The 16,978-nt window shown below is 60.2% G+C and carries 14 protein-coding genes; 6 read left to right on the top strand and 8 right to left on the bottom strand.

Annotated elements, in window-relative coordinates; all coding sequences use genetic code 11:
* Nucleotides 1-2: 2 nt before the first annotated feature.
* The 7 genes from JO015_20670 to JO015_20640 all read right to left on the bottom strand — a co-directional run bounded on the left by JO015_20670 (nucleotide 3) and on the right by JO015_20640 (nucleotide 6,649).
* Nucleotides 3-518, bottom strand: a complete 516-nt coding sequence (locus JO015_20670) for a toll/interleukin-1 receptor domain-containing protein (protein ID MBW0001515.1) — start codon at nucleotides 516-518, stop codon at nucleotides 3-5.
* 144 nt (nucleotides 519-662) lie between these two features.
* A complete protein-coding gene (locus JO015_20665; GenBank protein ID MBW0001514.1) occupies nucleotides 663-1,847 on the bottom strand; it encodes an ATP-binding cassette domain-containing protein in 1,185 nt (394 codons plus the stop codon).
* 119 nt (nucleotides 1,848-1,966) lie between these two features.
* Nucleotides 1,967-3,892: a 1-deoxy-D-xylulose-5-phosphate synthase gene (locus JO015_20660; GenBank protein MBW0001513.1), complete on the bottom strand. Its 1,926-nt coding sequence runs from the start codon at nucleotides 3,890-3,892 to the stop codon at nucleotides 1,967-1,969.
* Entirely contained in the window at nucleotides 3,873-4,172 is a 300-nt protein-coding gene (xseB, locus tag JO015_20655) for an exodeoxyribonuclease VII small subunit (GenBank protein ID MBW0001512.1), read from the bottom strand. Before xseB ends, JO015_20660 begins: the two co-directional genes overlap by 20 nt.
* A gap of 192 nt (nucleotides 4,173-4,364) precedes the next feature.
* Complete coding sequence (locus JO015_20650) at nucleotides 4,365-5,474, bottom strand: trypsin-like peptidase domain-containing protein (GenBank protein MBW0001511.1); 1,110 nt, start codon at nucleotides 5,472-5,474, stop codon at nucleotides 4,365-4,367.
* 99 nt (nucleotides 5,475-5,573) lie between these two features.
* Nucleotides 5,574-6,065 carry a hypothetical protein gene (locus JO015_20645; protein MBW0001510.1) on the bottom strand — a complete coding sequence of 164 codons (492 nt, stop codon included), beginning with the start codon at nucleotides 6,063-6,065 and terminating at the stop codon, nucleotides 5,574-5,576.
* Complete coding sequence (locus JO015_20640; GenBank protein ID MBW0001509.1) at nucleotides 6,062-6,649, bottom strand: sigma-70 family RNA polymerase sigma factor; 588 nt, start codon at nucleotides 6,647-6,649, stop codon at nucleotides 6,062-6,064. The genes JO015_20645 and JO015_20640 overlap by 4 nt, the downstream gene beginning before the upstream one ends.
* 854 nt (nucleotides 6,650-7,503) lie before the next feature.
* Between JO015_20640 and JO015_20635 the strand changes: the two genes are divergently transcribed.
* The 6 genes from JO015_20635 to trmB all read left to right on the top strand — a co-directional run bounded on the left by JO015_20635 (nucleotide 7,504) and on the right by trmB (nucleotide 14,486).
* Nucleotides 7,504-8,460 carry an NDP-sugar synthase gene (locus JO015_20635; GenBank protein MBW0001508.1) on the top strand — a complete coding sequence of 319 codons (957 nt, stop codon included), beginning with the start codon at nucleotides 7,504-7,506 and terminating at the stop codon, nucleotides 8,458-8,460.
* Nucleotides 8,457-9,644 carry a phosphotransferase gene (locus tag JO015_20630; protein MBW0001507.1) on the top strand — a complete coding sequence of 396 codons (1,188 nt, stop codon included), beginning with the start codon at nucleotides 8,457-8,459 and terminating at the stop codon, nucleotides 9,642-9,644. Before JO015_20635 ends, JO015_20630 begins: the two co-directional genes overlap by 4 nt.
* Nucleotides 9,526-11,508, top strand: coding sequence for an alpha-1,4-glucan--maltose-1-phosphate maltosyltransferase (locus JO015_20625; GenBank protein MBW0001506.1), 1,983 nt, complete (start codon nucleotides 9,526-9,528; stop codon nucleotides 11,506-11,508). Before JO015_20630 ends, JO015_20625 begins: the two co-directional genes overlap by 119 nt.
* Before the next feature lie 62 nt (nucleotides 11,509-11,570).
* Entirely contained in the window at nucleotides 11,571-12,998 is a 1,428-nt protein-coding gene (locus JO015_20620) for an ankyrin repeat domain-containing protein (protein ID MBW0001505.1), read from the top strand.
* Between the two features lie 36 nt (nucleotides 12,999-13,034).
* On the top strand, nucleotides 13,035-13,850 hold the full coding sequence (locus tag JO015_20615) for an MBL fold metallo-hydrolase (GenBank protein MBW0001504.1): 816 nt from the start codon (nucleotides 13,035-13,037) through the stop codon (nucleotides 13,848-13,850).
* 24 nt (nucleotides 13,851-13,874) lie between these two features.
* Nucleotides 13,875-14,486, top strand: coding sequence for a tRNA (guanosine(46)-N7)-methyltransferase TrmB (trmB, locus tag JO015_20610; protein MBW0001503.1), 612 nt, complete (start codon nucleotides 13,875-13,877; stop codon nucleotides 14,484-14,486).
* On the opposite strand, the gene JO015_20605 is transcribed toward trmB, so the two are convergent.
* On the bottom strand, nucleotides 14,456-16,669 hold the full coding sequence (locus JO015_20605; GenBank protein MBW0001502.1) for a ComEC/Rec2 family competence protein: 2,214 nt from the start codon (nucleotides 16,667-16,669) through the stop codon (nucleotides 14,456-14,458). The genes trmB and JO015_20605 overlap by 31 nt on opposite strands.
* Nucleotides 16,670-16,978: the final 309 nt, after the last annotated feature.

The following is a 16,978-nucleotide window of genomic DNA, read 5'->3' as shown; positions in this document are numbered from 1 at the left end:
CGCTACTTTTCCTGGCCGGACTTCAGCTGTTTTGCTGCCCTTTCAATCTTTGCCAAGCGATGTCGGAGCGCCTTGTCCGGGCGTGCCGTTCGTTTCGTCACCTTACTTGACTCTTCCGGGCCGGTCTCACGGATTGTCTCGCATACCTCATCAATCCAGGAGGATTCCGGTTTGCCCGGGTGCATTCGAACGGATAGCCAGTCGTTCAAAAACGAAGGGAGCGTGGCATCGCCGACAAGCACAGGAATGATACGCTTGTTGGGATCGGTCCAAATACCTTTCAAGGCGCCCTGCCATTCTCGATCCTGCTGCGATCCAACGCGCTTCTCGGGCCCTACAAGGATGACAAAGTACCTGGCCTTATCTAAGGCATCCTGAAGTTCTTCAACCCACCGCTGAGCAGGCGCAAGGTTTTTGAAGTCCGTCCAGGTTGATATCCCTTTACGTTCCAGAGACTCGGACAGCCTTTCAGCCCAAGGTCTCGCATCGGATGAGTAGGAAATAAAAACGTCGCACATCGCGTTCTCCGCGTTAAAAGGTATATGATTCAGGAGGTCTCTCCGCCAGCGCGTTTGATATGGGCGAGGCGAGAAAAGCGGATCAACGGAAGAAGCTGAGCGCGGCACGGAGAACCGGTAACGAGTAACGGGTAGGGAGCGGCATCATCGGTCCCAAAGGCCGGCGTCAAGTGCCGGTTTCCCGGACTCCTTGTCTGCGTTGTCTCCGCGTTCTGAGGATAATTCAATCTTCCCGCCGTGGTCGCCGGGTTCCGCCGTGGCGCTGTGTGCCGGCGCGGTCTGCGGAAGGATCGGACCGGGGTCTACGACTTCTCCGAACGCCGAACTCCGAATCCCGAACCCCAAACTCCTTTCTGCGTGCTCGCGGAAAAGCTGGCGGACGATTTCCTCGATCGGTTCTTCCTCCACGCTGAAATCGCGGACGGCATTGTCCGCCAGGATCTCGCGGCAGACATTCGCGACCTGTTCGCGCGGGACCTTGAATTTAAGCTCATTGGGGGGCGCTCCGGAAGCGCGCGCCAAGCCGGCCGGCAACCGTTTCGGCGGCGCATCGAAGGTAAACCGAAGGTATTTAGCCCCACCGTACCGCTCCAGGATATCGGCAAAAGCGCCGTCGAAGAAGACCTGGCCGTGGTCGATGATAATGACTCGCCGGCAGAGCTCTTCGATATCCTGCATGTAATGGCTGGTGAGGATGGTTGAGATCCGGTTCTTTTCGTTATAGAACCGCAAGAAATCGCGCACCTTCTGCTGGCTGATCACGTCCAGACCGATCGTGGGCTCATCCAGGAACAGTACTTTCGGCTGGTGCAACAGGGCCGAAATCAGCTCCATCTTCATGCGTTCGCCGAGGCTGAGTTCGCGCACCATGGTGCCGAGCTTGTCGCGGACATCGAGCAAATCGACAAGTTCGTCGACCGTGGCCCGGTATTGTCTTTCAGGGATCTGGTAGATCGCACGGTTCAATTCGAGGGACTCACGCGCGGGCAGATCCCACCACAGGGCGTTTTTCTGCCCTAGAATCAAGCTGAACAGGCGTTTGAACGGCGTTTTGCGCTGCCACGGCACAAACCCAAGCACCCGGGCGGTCCCGGCCGAAGGCACGAGGAGCCCGGACAGCATCTTCAGCACGGTGGTTTTGCCGGCCCCGTTCGGGCCGAGGAACCCTACGAGTTCCCCTTCCTCAATCGAAAAAGAGACGCTACGAGCGGCATGAACCTCCTCGTACTCGCGCGAGAACAACCCGCGCAAAGCGCCGGCGAGTCCTTCGCGTTTACGGTAGGTCCGGTACGTCTTGGTGAGCCCTTCTGCGACGATCGCGGCGGCCATGTCAACAGAGGCGGTTACCCCCAGCCCGGCGGAAACGTGAAAGCGGCGTCCGTTTCAGACGGCACGCGGCGCCGCCGGGTCTTGGGATGGTGGCGGAAAAACCGGTTTTCCGTTCCAGTCTAAGCGGCCGACTTTGAGGTCTTTACCTGGCGCCTCCGTTTGAGGTGAACCTTGAGCTTCTCGATCGCCGCTTCACTCGTCAGCCCGTATTTCTTGCGCAGAATCGGTATGGCGCCGTGCTCGATGAACTGGTCGGGCCAACCGATCCGAACCACCGGGGTCGAGATATTCGCCTCGTTGAGGTGCTCCATGACGGCGCAGCCGAACCCGTTATGTAAAACGTGATCTTCGAAAGTGCAGATCACGTCGACGCTCTGGGCGAAAAACTCAAGCGTGCCGGTGTCAATCGGCTTGATCCACCGGGGATTGATCAGGGCGACGGAGTAACCTTCGGCCTGGAGCAATTTTGCGGTTTCTTCGGCCAACGCGAACATGTTTCCCAGGCCGAACAGCGCAACGTCACGCCCGTGCTGGACGACCTCAGCCTTCCCGATTTCGAGCAGGCGCGGCTGCGGTTTCGGTTTGGCGCCGGTACCGGCGCCGCGGGGGTAACGGATCGCGATGGGCCCCTGGCGGTAATTGGTCATCGTCCAGAGCATATCGACGAATTCATCTTCATCCTTCGGCTGCATGTGCACCACGTTGGGCACGTGGCGCAGGTAACCGATATCAAAGAGCCCGTGATGGGTCGGACCATCATCCGCGGACAGCCCGGCACGATCCATGCAAAGCGCCACGTTCAGGTTTTGCAGCGAGATGTCATGAATGATCATGTCGTAGGCGCGCTGCATGAATGTCGAGTAGATCGTCAGGAAGGGCAGGAACCCCTGCGTGGCCAGACCGCAGGCAAAAAGCGCGGCGTGTTCTTCAGCGATGCCGACGTCGAAATATTTATCCGGATGCTTGGCGGCAAAGTGGAACAAACCGGTGCCGGAAGGCATGGCGGCGGTAATCGCCATAATGCGGTTATTGGTATCGGCAAATTTGGCCAGCGTCTGCCCGAGGAGCTCGGAGTAGGTCGGCGTGCTGGCGGCAGCCGTCTCGCCGGTTTCCAGCTTGAACTTGCCCAGGCCGTGAAACTTGTCCGGCTTGGCGATGGCGGGTGCGTAACCTTTACCCTTTTGGGTGATGATGTGCAGGAGAACGGGTTCGTTCTGGCGTTTAAGGAATTCGAAGGTCTGGATCAGCAGCTCGATGTCGTGCCCGTCGATCGGCCCGAAATAGCGCAAACCGAGCTCCTCGAAGATAACGCTGGGCAGCACCAGGTGTTTGACGCCCTCCTCGACCTTGGTAACGAGCTGGTGGGCGAAACGGCCACCAATCATTTCGACGAACCTTTCAGCCTTTTCGTGCAGGTGGCTGTAGGCGTCGCTGGTCACGATTTTGTTCAGGTAATTGGCGATGGCGCCGACGTTTTTGGCGATCGACCATTCATTGTCGTTAAGGACGACGATGAACTTTTTGGTGTTATCGGCGACGTTATTGAGTGCCTCGTAGCTGGTGCCGCAGGTAAAAGCGGCGTCGCCCGCCACAACGATGACGTTTTCCTTGGAACCGCGACGGTCGCGGGCCACGGCCATGCCGAGCGCCGCGGAGAGGGCCGTTCCGGCGTGACCTGCGCCGTAGCAGTCGTGCTCGCTCTCGGTGCGCAAGAGAAATCCGTTCAGGCCCTGATGCTGGCGGATCGTGTCGAAACGGTCGCGGCGACCGGTCAATAACTTATGGACATACCCTTGGTGGCTGACATCGAACACGAATTTGTCGATCGGGGTGTCGAAAACCCGGTGTAACGCGATCGTAAGCTCCACGACCCCGAGATTAGGCCCAAGGTGCCCACCGGTTTGGGACAGGACGGTAATCAGCTCGTCGCGGATCTCCTGCGCGAGCTCATGCAACCGCGCTTCGTCCAGCCGCTTCAGGTCGCTCGGACCGTTGATGGTGTCGAGGATTCGGCCTCGGGTGGGATTAGAAGAGACTGATTTCATGATCGTCTTGATTTTTGATCGCCTTGACGGCGTCCTTGGCCTTTACAGATTCCGCCGGAGCGGTTTTTTGCGTGGCTTCGCGGTTCAGCATTTCGATCCGGTTTTCAGCGGCCGTAAGCCTGTCGTTACAGACGGCCACCAACCGGATGCCTTCTTCGTACCGTACGAGCAGATCTTCGAGAGGGAGTTTGGCCGACTCCATTTGCTCGACGATCTTTTCCAACTTTTCGATTGCGGCCTCAAAGGAGAGCTCCACACGCTCGGACTCAGTATTAGGCATGCCTTAAACGCCGAACCTTAGACGGAGTGAACAAGATTGCCACCAATAATTATTTACCGTAATTCCATAGGATCTGCGGCACGTCACCCGGGAAGGGTGGGGTCCGGGAGGCGGCGCGAGGAAAAGTTGCGGGCCTCACGCCGGAGCTACCGGGGCGCACGCCCCCCTGCCGGAGCTGGCGACCCGGGTGGATCAGGGGTAACTCGGAAACTCGGCCGGGCTACGCAATTCTGAGGGCAACCCGGGTATCAGCATGGAGGGTGCCTGGTTCGGCGACGCCGGCATGTCTGCGACCGTGAGCTTGAAAGTCAGGTCTTTGCCGTCACGCACTACGGTCACCGGCACCCGGTCTCCGACGGTCAGGAAAAACGCCACGTTCAACGCATCGGGCGCGATTCGGACTTTTACCTGACCGACCTGCAGCAGGGTATCACCCACCCGGAGCCCCGAATTTTCCGCGGGCGAATGTTCTTCCAAGCTGGAAACCTCGACCTTGGAATCCTTGATGGCGTAATCGCGTTCGCGCACGGACACTCCCAGCCAACCGGGACGGACCGCACCGTAACGGACGTAGTCGGCCCGGATTTTCTCGGCAGCCTTCATCGGCAGGGCGTAACAGGCCGATTCGTTACCGATGCTGCGGATCAGGATCCCCACCGCCTGCCCTTTCAGGTTGAGGATGGGCGACCCCGCTTCGCCCTTTTGCACCGGCAAATTGGCGCGCACGAGCGTCGTTGAAAAATAACGGTTCAAATACTTCAGGTCGAACCCACCGATCAGGCCGAAACTGGGGGTGGCCGGCAGGTCAAGCGGATAGCCGATGGAAACGATGGGTGAGGCCAGCTTCAATTCATCCGAGTTACCCAGCGGGATCCAGGGCGTATTGGCATCGACTTTCAGGATGGCCACCCCGCTTTTGGCATCCGCAACCAGACGATGGCCGGGGTAACGCTTGGATCCGAACTCGACGGTGATATCGCGCGACTCGCCCCCGACGTCGTACGCCGTGTAGATGGTGCCGTTCGGATCAATGAGAAACCCGGTCCCGGCGAGCTTGCCGAAATCGTCCTCCGACTCGATCCGAACCACCGCGCCTTTAGCGCTCTCGTAGATACGTTGAACGTCGGCCGAGATGGAAGCCAGCGTATCCTGCGAACGGGCAAAGCCGGCCGTGCTGAGCAAAAGCAGCAATACACCAGCCATCCGCGACAACCGGGGCATCACCCCTGGGCATTCGATCACCTCGATTGCAGCCGCCCGTCCGGGAACAGGGTGGGAGCGGTAGGCAGCCTGGTTAAGCATCACGCCAGCGAATCGCCCCCTTCAACCATTCCACCGCCGGCTGATGCCAACACACACGGGGCCGAAATGAACCAAGGCCTGGACGACATGCCTTACCATTCAGAAGTTAAAGGAAGCTTCGGTGCTCACCGGACGGCGTCCATCGAGCACATAGCGGGGAAGACTGGTACTTGATGGAGCGATGGAAGGCGCGAGTCGCAGGCGGGCGGCGCGCTCAAGATCGGCCCATTCAAATTTGTGGTTAAGCGTGAGCCGGCCGGCAACCGTACTGGCGCCAAACGAGACCGTACCCACGGCCGGGCTCGACGCCAGTTCGGGTTCTGGGGGCAAGTTAAACACGCCTGAGCCGACGAGCGTTGCCATAACGCAAAAGATGGCGAAGGCGCCTCCATAGGCATAGTTCGGGACGCGAAGGGTGAATAGGCCTGACGCGGTGCGCTCCCACCAAATACGAAATGCGGACCGCCGAAGCAGTTCTGCGCGTTGACGCCGATGGAATTCGTGCAGCGCCTGGTCGAAATATCCAGGGGGAGGTTGCTCGAACCGCTTAAGCCGAAGAAGCTGCTGTACCTGCTGTTCGTCGAGCATCATTTCTTTCTAAACTCTTCGAGATAATTCTGCAACTGCCTATGTGCGTAGAACAGCCGTGAACGAACCGTCGCCTCAGGTACGCCCAGAATCCGGGCGATTTCAGCGTGCGGCATGCCTTGGATATCGAACATCGTCACAACTGCTCTGTGCTCTACAGACAGTTTCTGCATGGCTTCGTTCAATCTCTTTTGCAACTCTGAGAGGTCCACCTCGCGCAAAGGCGTGTTCGTGGCCGTCAACTCGAGGAAATCCTTGTCATTCTGCACGTTGGTGTCCATATCGTCGAGGCTCATCTGGACGCGGCGGCCGCGTTTTTTGACGAAGTTGATCGTCATATTGACTGCGATGGCGTGAATCCAGGTGTAAAAGCTCGACCGGCCGCGAAAACCGTTGATCGATCGGTAGGCCTTGGAAAAAATTTCGAGCAGCAGGTCATTGGCGTCCTCGTGGTTGGACGTCATGTTGTAGACGAGCGAATAAATACGGGGGCTGTACTTCTGCCAGAGCGTATCGAAGGCTCTGGTGTCGCCGCTCTGGGTCCGGCGCACAAGCGTCTCGTCATCGGGCAGCGATGCATCCTCCATGGATTCAGGGGTCCCTGTGTGGTGCGGCCGGCACCTGATCAAAGCGTGTTTCTGCCAACGTTCGCCAAGCGTGATAAATTGCCCGGGGGCCGTTCTGGTTTTCAGAACAAGGCGGGCAAGGATGAAAGCCGGATATCACAAATCAGGTGACGCGGCGCTGCAGTTTTGGCATTTCCAACGGCGGAATCTGCCAGTTCCGAGGTTCGTCCCAGGTCTCCCATGCTGCGAGTCTCACGATTGCCGACCGTATCCAGCATGTAAAGTAAAGTCCGGAGCTGCAGGCAAAGATGAGGTGACCCGAATCAGGTCCCCAGACCGGGTTTCGCCCCGGCAGCGCCGTCACGGTGAAAAACCGGCAACCGGAAAACAGGATTGATTTCATCAGTCGATCGCCCCCCGCCATTTATAAACGCCACGGCAGAGAATGCCACAAATGTAAGAGGGTGTCGGGTGCCGGGTGCCGGGAGAATGCCACAAACGCTGAGCCATTAGCGGCACCTTCCACCGGTCACACAGCGGAACACGGCGACCACGGCGGGAAGGCAGGAATCATCCGCAGAACACGCAGAAGAACGCAGAAAAGAGTAAACATCCACAGATTAACACAGATTACACAGATTAAGAGGACATGGCGGCAACCCTATGGTTGGCACTCGCACCTAACTCCCATGCTGCCGCTCCGAACTCCGAGCTCCGAACTCTTTCTCTTTCCTCTTCCCGCCGTGGTCGCCGTGGTTCGCCGTGTTCGCCGTGTGAACTCAGTCGTTGTGCCCGCCACGCCCGCTGCGGCCGCCGTGTGACCGAGCCTTGCCTTGCGGCCGGGATACGCGCTAGCGTGCCACTTTTCCCTGAGCATGACGGCGCGCATCGAAAAGGCATTTATCCTGGCGGCAGGTCTGGGAACGCGGCTGCTTCCCCTGACGCGGGTGCGGCCGAAGCCGCTGCTACCGGTTCTGGGCCGTCCGATCGTTGGTTTTGCGCTTCAACACCTGGAACAGCTTGGCGTCAGAGACTTTGCCGTTAACGCGCATCACTCCGTTTCCGCGTTCCAGGCTTGCCTTCCCAAGCTGCTTGGTCCCGGATCCGACCTGCGGATTTTTCACGAGCCGGAACTGCTGGAAACCGGTGGGGCGCTGGTAAACGCGCGGGATTGGTTTGCGGGTGAGCCGGTATTGGTGCACAGCGGGGACGTGGTTACAGACATCGATCTTGGCGCCGTGGTTGAAGCGCATTACCGGGATAACAATGCCGTGACCCTCGCTCTGCGAGACACGGGTCTGGCCGCGCAGGTGGCCTTTGATCCGGCCACCGGGCAGGTGGTCGATCTGCAATCGGCTCTGGGGCGGCCGGCACCCGAACGGGTGGATTACGCCAACGCCGCGATTCTCAATGGGGAAGTGTTGCGGCCGTATGAATCGGGCCCGCGGCCGCTGGTTACGATGTTGCTGGATTGCCTGAGGCGGGGCGGCCGGCTCGGCGGGGTGGTGTTGAACGGCGGCGGCTGGTTCAATGTGGGCACCCGCCGCGACTACCTGGCCTTGCACCGGTTGCTTGTCACCGCGGCCTGGCAGCCGGCGTTCACCCCGGAACCATGGTGGGCTCCGGAGGAGGTGACCGGGGACGGGCGCTATGCGGCAACGGGGGCGACCTGGGTGGCGCCTGGCGCGCAGGTGGGACCCGGGGCCGTGCTGCACGACACGATCGTCTGGCCACGCTCCCGAGTGGCGCCCGGCACCCGTCTCGAGGGCTGCGTCGTCGCCGGTCAGGCAGTCGGACCCGGCACGTTCCTCAGCCAGGATTTTTGTTCATGAGCCTCGAGCACCTTATCAGTGAAACGCGGGGGCGGTTCCCCCGGTACAAACAGTACGCGGTTGAAGTCGCTTCTCTGGAAAAGGGCGGCTCGGACCGTAAGTATTACCGGATCGCGATGAGCGAAGAATATTCGCTTATTCTCGTTAAGTACGACCCGCAAAAATCCGAGAACGCGCGTTTCGTCGCCATCGCGAACTTCCTTGAGGATACCGGAATCAAGGCGCCGTTCATCTACCATCACGACCCGGCTGAAGGCCTGATCTGGATGCAGGACCTCGGCAACACGGACCTGTGGCATTACCGTCACCACCCGTGGCCGGTCCGCCAGGGTCTCTACGAGAACGTTTTGGACCAGGTAGCTGCTCTGCACGCCGTTCCCCTGCGCGCTACTAAAGGGCTAGGGTTGGTGCCCGGCTTTGACGAGGGCCTCTACCGCTGGGAACAAAACTACGGGTTTGAAAACTGTTTCAGCCGCTGCTTCGGCATTCCTTCCGGACAGCTCCGGGAACTGGCGACGGCCCCGGCCCTGGCGCGCCTGCCGGCTCAGCTCTGCAGTCATTCACCCCAACTGATTCATCGCGACCTGCAATCGCAGAACATTCTCATCTGGGAAGGGGAATCGTACCTGATCGATTTCCAAGGGATGCGAAGCGGCCTGGCGGCTTACGACCTGGCTTCACTCCTCTACGATCCGTACGTAACCTTAACGGCGGAGGAGCGGGCCGAACTGCTGCGCTACTATCATGTGCGGGCGTCGGCGCCGTCCGGCCTCGACGAGTTTACCGATCTATTCCGGCGATGCGCGGTTCAGCGTCTGCTGCAAGCCCTTGGTGCTTACGGCACGATCGGGCTTCTGCGCGGCAAACCGGAATTTCTGCGCCACATTCATCCCGCGTTGCGCAACCTGCAGGAGGTTGCGTCTCAGATTGAAGGCTTTAGTTTCCTGGCGGAGTTTAGCGCCCGACTCCTCGAGTGTCCCCCACCCCGCTTCATCCCCAGCCCCAGCCCCAGCCCCACACCCAACCTAAACCCGAGCAAAGCTTGTGAGCACACCCAAAGACAAATTGGATCGGTTGCCGCCGACCGTAGTGATCGAGAACATCCAGCCGAGCATCGAAGGCGGCCGTTACCCCGTGAAGAGGGTAGCCGGCGAATCCCTCACGATCTCCGCGGACATCCTTAAAGAGGGTCACGATGTCACCGCGGCCGTTCTTAAGTGGCGGCCTCAGGGTCAGGAGGCGTGGTTCGAAACGCCCATGATCCCAGGTGAAAATGACCGGTGGACCGCCACTTGTTTATTCACGGAGAACCGGCCTTACGATCTGACGATTGAAGCCTGGCAAGACGAGTTCGGCACGTGGCGGACGGAATACCTGAAGAAGTTTGGGGCAGGCCTGAAGGACCTGCGGACTGAATTGGAGGAGGGAGCGCTCCTGGCGGAACACACGGCGCAGCGGGCCACCACGCCGGAAGACCGGGCCACGCTCGAGGGATTTGCTGTCCGGCTACGCAACGGGGATGTCCAGGAAGGCGCGACGGTCGCCAACGATGAGTCCTTCGTCGGTCTAATGACCGCCTGGCCCGACCGCACCCTCGGAACCGAATACCGTCCCTACCTTAAGGTTACGGTGGACCGGCCCCGGGCGCTCTTTGCAGCCTGGTACGAGTTTTTCCCGCGTTCTGCCGAGGGCAAACCGGACTCGGGTTCAAAGTTCCGGACCTGCCTGCCGCGGGTGGACGATGCGCGCGCGATGGGGTTCGACGTCATCTATTTTCCGCCGGTTCATCCGATCGGATTCACCAAACGCAAGGGCAGAAACAATTCCGTGACGAGTGAACCGGGTGAACCCGGGGTGCCCTATGCGATCGGCAGCCAGTACGGCGGCCATAAAGCCGTCGAGCCCGAACTGGGTACGCTGGACGATTTCGATTGGCTGGTCGGCGAAATCCAAAAGCGCGGCATGGAGGTGGCGCTGGATTTCGCGATCAACTGTTCACCGGATCACCCGTATGTAAAGGATCACCCGGATTGGTTTTATCATCGCCCCGACGGCACCATCAAATACGCCGAGAACCCGCCGAAAAAGTACGAGGACGTTTACCCGCTGAATTTTTACAACGCCGACTGGCGGAACCTGTGGAACGAGATGTATGACGTCATCCGGTTCTGGTGCGAACACAAGGTCCGCATTTTCCGCGTGGATAATCCGCACACCAAACCGATCCACTTCTGGGAATGGCTCATCGGCGAGATCCAGCGCGATTACCCTGACGCGATCTTTTTATCGGAAGCCTTTACGCGGCCCAAGATGATGAAGTCGCTGGCCAAGGTCGGGTTCACGCAGTCGTACACCTACTTCACCTGGCGTAACACCAAGTGGGAGCTCACCGAATACCTGACGGAACTGACGCAGACGGACATGCGTTACTATTTCCGGGGCAACTTCTTCCCCAACACGCCCGACATCCTGCCCGCCTACCTCCAGACCGGCGGACGGCCCGGCTTCCTGATTCGCGCCGTGCTGGCCACCACCCTCAGCACCGTATACGGCATTTACAGCGGGTTTGAGCTTTGCGAAAACGTCCCGGTCCCGGGCAAAGAGGAATACCTGAATTCTGAAAAATACCAGTTCAAGGAGCGGGACTGGAATGCGCCCGGCAACATCAAAGGGTACATCACCAAGCTTAACGAGATCAGGCGCGAGAACCGTGCCCTGCACGAGTACGAAAACCTCAGATTTCACCCGTTCGATAACGATCAGATCCTGTTTTATTCGAAGGCCACCGTGGGTCTGGACAACATTATTCTGGTCTTTGTGACAGTCGATCCATACAATCCTCAAAGTGGGTTCGCCTCGGTTCCGCTCGACCTGTTTGGGTTAGGTGAAAACGAGACCTATCAGCTTCACGATCTGCTTACGGGGGAACGGTTCCTTTGGCGTGGCCGCAGGAATTTCGTGATGCTGAACCCGCACGAGCGGCCCGCCCACATTTTCCGGCTCCGCCGGCAGGTGGGTCAGGACGGCTCCGAGCAAATTTTTGATTGATGCCTTAGGATCGCAGATCGCACGCAAACCTGAACCCAGTCACGCATGTGGGAGTAGTTGCCATGACCAATCGTTGGACCGCCGTCCTGTGCCTGGTCGGCTGCGTGCTGATTGCAGGCTGCTCCCGCTCGAAGAATGAGGTGATCCAAGACCTGCAACGGTTGAACCTCAAGTTTACCACTGAGGATTACGTGCGATCCGCGGGATTGGGTGACATGAAGGCGTTGGGTTTATTCCTTGAGGCCGGCATCGACCCGAATGCGCTGAATTCCGACGGCATTACGGCGCTGATTGCGGCCGCGGCGCACGGCCGGATGGCGGCCGTCAAATTCCTCCTGGATCATAATGCTGATCCGAATGCCGCCGGGAAATCAGGGCAGACGCCGCTGATGGCTGCCGCCGAGAATAATCATGCAGACATTCTGCAATGGCTGCTGGACCGTAGGGCCAACCCGGCCGCCAAGGACCATAATGGGTGGACCGCCTTGCTCAAGGCGGTCTACCGGAACAACGTAACGTGCGTGCAACTCCTGGCTGAACGCGACCGCCAGGGACTCGGCCGGGGGCTTTTGGTAGCTTCCCTGCTCGGCTTCAAGGACGCGGTGAAAACTTTGCTCGATAACGGCGCGGAAGCTGACGCCCGCTCGGAAGACCGTCGCACCCCACTGATGCTGGCGGCAAGCAAAGGCAACAAGGAAATCGTCAAAATGCTGCTTGATGCCGGTGCTGACCCGGCGTTGACGGATCGGACGGGCGAAACGGCGGAGTCTCTCGCCAATGCGCAGGGGTTTGCCGAGGTCACCACGATGTTGCGGGACGCGCCACCGCTGGCGGCGGATCAAAAGCCGAAAACGTCGCCCGCCCAGGGCAATAATAACAATACCCAGGCAGTCGCATCGAATGAAATCGCCGACATTGCGGACCAGGAACTGCTTTCTGAAGCCGGGCCCGGTCGCAGCCCTGGCAGGCTTGCCAACGGCAGTCCGGCCGGGAACACGCCCGGCGGGCGCCCTTCGTTGCGCAACGTGGTCACGGTGACGGAAATTCATGAAAACTTTCTTCCGGTGACCTTGACGGATGTGCAGGGAAGGAAAGCGCACCTCCGAAGCCGCGACGGCGGGCAATTCACGGTGAGCGTCGGTGATCAGCTTCCGGGCCTCAATTACGAGGTCATCGGCGTTGAAACCCGCAACGTCAGCGATAAGGACGGGAACCCGGTGGACGCCTCGCGCGTGAAGCTGCGCCAGGCGACGACGGGCGAGACGCTTTCATTGATCAAGGGCATCCCGGCGCGTGAGAAGGGGTCGTTTGTGACCCTCAGGTTTCCGCCGCAAGGAGAAACCATCCAGGTCGGTTTGGATCAGGAATTCAAGATCCCGGACGACCCGGCGCACACATACAAGGTCATCGACATCCGGCCGGAGCAGGTGATTGTGCGCCGAGTGGAGGACGGGCAAGTCTGGACGCTGGAGCGTTCAGTTGAGCGTTGAAGCGTCAAGGGTGGTCAGTTAAACCGGCCTGTCAGGATGAGCATACCGCTGGAAGATCGTTTTGAAGACATCGTCGGGAAAGCGCAACGCGGCTTAGGCATCGACGATACAACCTTGGCGGCCCAGGCCGGGCTTACCCCGGAAGACCTGAAGGCCCTGAAGTCCAATCGAGGTCCTCGGGATCGCGTCAACACCGTGGCCGCAACGTTGCGGCTGGCGCCGGGCGCATTGCTCGATTCTTACGATCAGGGATGGCGGCCGGCCGAGGTCAAGCTGGACGGGTTAGCCCAATTCAATTCCGAACTGCTCGATATGACGGTGAATGCCTACGTGGTGTTCGACCCCGAAAGCCGGGAAGCCGCCGTTTTCGACACGGGAGCCGATGCCACGCAGCTTCTGGATTTCGTCAGATCGGAAGGTCTTCAGGCCAGGCGGGTCTTCCTCACCCACACGCACCATGACCATGTGGCTGCGCTCGATGAAATCGTCAAAGAAACGGGCGCACCGGTCAGCGCACCGGCAGGCGAGCCGCTCCCCCAGACCGAACCGGTTCGGGAGGGGGCTCAATTCGACGTTGGCCGGCTGAAAGTACGCGCCTTGCTCACCAACGGGCATTCACCGGGCGGCATCACTTATGTGGTTGAGGGATTGGAAGCGCCGGTGGCGGTGGTGGGCGACTCTTTGTTTGCCGGCTCGATGGGCGGTGCGCCGAATCACTACGAGCAGGCACTCCGCAATAACCTGGAAAAAATCCTGACCTTGCCCGACGACACCGTACTTGCGCCCGGGCATGGGCCGATGTCGACCGTCTGCGAAGAAAAGGAGCATAACCCTTTCTTTGCGCGCAACTGAAGGGCCGGTTACCATCGCGGTTCTGTGCAAATCTTCACCGACGAACGGGCGCCCGACGCAGCCTTCGAGATCTTCCCGAGTAACGTTCTGACGCCGATCCCGCTCGGTGAAATCTTTATGCGGCCGCAGCCGGTCGAGGTCGACCTTGGCTCCGGTCCCGGGCAGTTTTTGATCGGGGCCTCGCAACGGTACCCGGACCGTAATTTTCTCGGGGTGGAAAGGTTGCTCGGCCGGGTACGCAAAACGCGGCGGCGCGCGTGGAAATTAGGGCTGCAAAACCTGAAGGTTCTCCGTTTCGAAATCGATTACACGGTGCGGTACCTGTTGCCGCCCGGTTCGATCCGGCGTTTCCACCTTTCCTTTCCTGACCCCTGGCCTAAACGCCGGCACCATCGGCGCCGGGTGGTCGACCACGCGTTTTTCGAAGCGGTACACCTGGCGCTCCAGCCAGGCGGCGAACTTTGGATCAAGACGGATCACGCCGACTATTTTGCCAGCATCAGGACGCTCGTTCCCCAAACGCTCTTTGAGCTTGCCGAGTGGGCCGGCGACGATTACCCGAGCACCGACTTTGAAGATCTGTTCGCCCTCAAGCAGCTGCCGATCTACCGGTTACGGCTGCTCAAGGCAAACTGATCACCGGTGTACGCCCGGATGAGCAACTGCGAACCAGCCGGCCGCAACGAGATCGCCCCGGTTCTGGACAGAAACCAAACGGGTACACCGGGTGAGTTGCCCGCCATCCCCCGCCCTTCCAATGAAATCACCAGGCGCGCATTTGTAGCGGTAACGGTCTGAGCGCCGGGTATCCCGCCGGCGCGCGGTAATACCAACACGTCCAGGGCGGCTGGCGGGTTGCGCAAAGCAACTCGCGACATCGAGGCCGCCCAGCCCACGCGAAAAGCGGCCAGCTTCAGAACGATCCAGCTTATGTGCGCCTTTTGGCCGGAATAAACAACCTTGCCGGAAGCCACCTCCAGGCCAAGTTGCAAACCCGGCGGAAAAGAGGCGGGACCGGACGCATCCACCGGCTCGGCACCTGCCGGGGAACCTCCATCCCGGAGCGGCGGTTCAGCGGAAAGGCAGAGGACGTTGTGGTTATGAAATTCATTACGGAGACTCGTGGCCTGGCTTAACTCCCCGCCGGGCGACTCCGCCAGGAAAACGCCGGCCAGGGAATTCACCCCGGAGAACCTGAGGTACGGCACGACGATCGATCGCCAGCGGGTGGGGCTGCCCGCATTCAACAGCCAGTCCCGGCCTCCGGCATGCAGGTGAAAAACCGGTTCCCGCCCGGTGGCAAGCAGGGTGCATTCGAACTCGGGTCGAGGCACCACGGCGACATTGACGGCATCGTACGGCAGCAACATCGAGGACCGCAGGATGCCCAAAAAGATCTTTGCGAGCAGCCAATTACAATTGTTCAGGTAGCCGCCGAGCGTGATCCAACCGAAGCCGAGGCAGATTGAGGCCGCGCCGGTGGCCAGCATGAGCGAACCGATCGGGACAGCCACCACGTTCAGGGCGAGCCCGCTGAGAGAAAACCGGTGAAACTGCCAGACAAGAATGGGGAGGGACGCGAGCCAGCAGACGGCAGAGACGGCAACAAGATCGCACACGTGCCGAATGGCGTGCTGCAGCGAACGCCGCCAGGCGCTTACCAATGATGGCGGCACGAACGGATCGAGCGCAAACGGGCGCTCCAGCCAGCGGCTGAGCGGGCGCACCGCGACCAGAACGGCCGCAACGACCACAAACGAGAGCTGGAACCCGGTCGCAAACACGCACGGCGGATCCGCCAGGATCAGCAAAGAGCCGATCGCCCCCAGGCCGTTGAGGACCGCTCCCGGGCGTTCCAGGCCGGCCCCGATAATCAGCAGGAAACACATGCCGCCCGCCCTTACGCCGGATACGGTGAACCCCGTGAGCAGGCCGTAACCGGACAGGAGCAAACAAACGGCCAGCGAGGCGAGGCGGCGTCCGGCGCGCATGACGCGAGTAAGGGTCCAGCAGAGGCCGGCGATAAACGTCACCTTCAAGCCGTCCACCACAAAAAGGTGCAGGGTTCCGGTCCTTTCCAAGAGGTCGACGAGTTCCGGTGCCATACCCATACGGTTGCCGAACATGATTCCGCGCATGAGTTGGCAGGTTTCGGCGTCGTCTTCGATCCCGGTAATCAGGCGGGCTTCAAGGCTTTGGCGGAATTGGCGGGCGAACCGTTGGAGCGACCAGGCGGGCCCGGTGGCGAGGCGCATTGGCTGGCCCTCCGCAGAAAACCGGAGAAAGAGGTGCCGGCGGGCATAATACTCGCACCAATCCATCTCACCGGGGTTGAGCGGCCGCTCCGGACGTGAGAACCGGCCGGACAACTCGAGGGAATCGCCTTGATGAAGGTCATTTCCCCGAAGGTTGAACAGGGCGCCGAAGCCGGTGGCCATTCCATCCAGGAGGATCACGCGGCCGGTGAAACGCTGTTCGGGGTGTCCGCGCCACTCGGTTAATGAAGGTTCAGTCTGGATTCGGCACCGGATCAGGTGCACATCCCTGCGGGCATCCAGATAACGCGCGAACCGGTAACCCTCGTCGTCTTCCGTGCGCACTCCAGCCCAGAAAGCACTAAAGCAGAACGCGGCGGCTAACAGGGACCCGGTACGCCGGCGGCACGCGTTCAGAATGCCGGCGGTGAGAAACGCCCCGGCCCAGAGCGGCCAAAAGTCAGGCCGGCCCTCGGCGGCGCAGACGCCGGCGGCGAGGGCGAGAAACAGGCCCAGGCACGGCAGGCGGACTCTCGCCCGGGGTGACGGCGGCGGCTCTGGCACCGGACGAGCATACCGGATGCAGGCATCTGTACAACACTATATATTAATGTTTTATTATGCGTTTGAGGCAAAGGCGTCACCGGGCTCAGGCGGCGCGGGAATACAGAGAATTATCCGCAGAACACGCAGAAGAACGCAGAAAAAGATCCACGAAACCGGAGCTTGACACCGGCAGGCGGCGCCCATGATGCCGCTCCGAACTCCGAACTCCGAACTCCGAACTCCGAACTCCGAACTCCGAACTCGTCACCCGTTACCCGTTACCCGTTACCGGTTACCCCTTACCTTCGCGGCGATCTCAGCCAGCAC

This window comes from Verrucomicrobiota bacterium (assembly GCA_019247695.1).
GTDB lineage: Bacteria > Verrucomicrobiota > Verrucomicrobiia > Chthoniobacterales > JAFAMB01 > JAFBAP01.
The sequence above is the reverse complement of the archived record's forward strand: the minus strand, read 5'-3'. Positions and strand labels throughout refer to the sequence as shown.

What these genes read in the sequence shown, in the direction of transcription:
- JO015_20630 (MBW0001507.1), top strand. Translation starts at nt 8,457, where the DNA reads ATGAGCCTCGAGCACCTTATCAGTGAAACGCGGGGGCGGTTCCCCCGG.
- JO015_20670 (MBW0001515.1), bottom strand. Translation starts at nt 518, where the DNA reads ATGTGCGACGTTTTTATTTCCTACTCATCCGATGCGAGACCTTGGGCT.
- JO015_20645 (MBW0001510.1), bottom strand. Translation starts at nt 6,065, where the DNA reads ATGATGCTCGACGAACAGCAGGTACAGCAGCTTCTTCGGCTTAAGCGG.
- JO015_20640 (MBW0001509.1), bottom strand. Translation starts at nt 6,649, where the DNA reads ATGGAGGATGCATCGCTGCCCGATGACGAGACGCTTGTGCGCCGGACC.
- JO015_20615 (MBW0001504.1), top strand. Translation starts at nt 13,035, where the DNA reads ATGAGCATACCGCTGGAAGATCGTTTTGAAGACATCGTCGGGAAAGCG.
- JO015_20665 (MBW0001514.1), bottom strand. Translation starts at nt 1,847, where the DNA reads ATGGCCGCCGCGATCGTCGCAGAAGGGCTCACCAAGACGTACCGGACC.
- JO015_20620 (MBW0001505.1), top strand. Translation starts at nt 11,571, where the DNA reads ATGACCAATCGTTGGACCGCCGTCCTGTGCCTGGTCGGCTGCGTGCTG.
- xseB (MBW0001512.1), bottom strand. Translation starts at nt 4,172, where the DNA reads ATGCCTAATACTGAGTCCGAGCGTGTGGAGCTCTCCTTTGAGGCCGCA.
- JO015_20650 (MBW0001511.1), bottom strand. Translation starts at nt 5,474, where the DNA reads ATGCTTAACCAGGCTGCCTACCGCTCCCACCCTGTTCCCGGACGGGCG.
- JO015_20635 (MBW0001508.1), top strand. Translation starts at nt 7,504, where the DNA reads ATGACGGCGCGCATCGAAAAGGCATTTATCCTGGCGGCAGGTCTGGGA.
- JO015_20660 (MBW0001513.1), bottom strand. Translation starts at nt 3,892, where the DNA reads ATGAAATCAGTCTCTTCTAATCCCACCCGAGGCCGAATCCTCGACACC.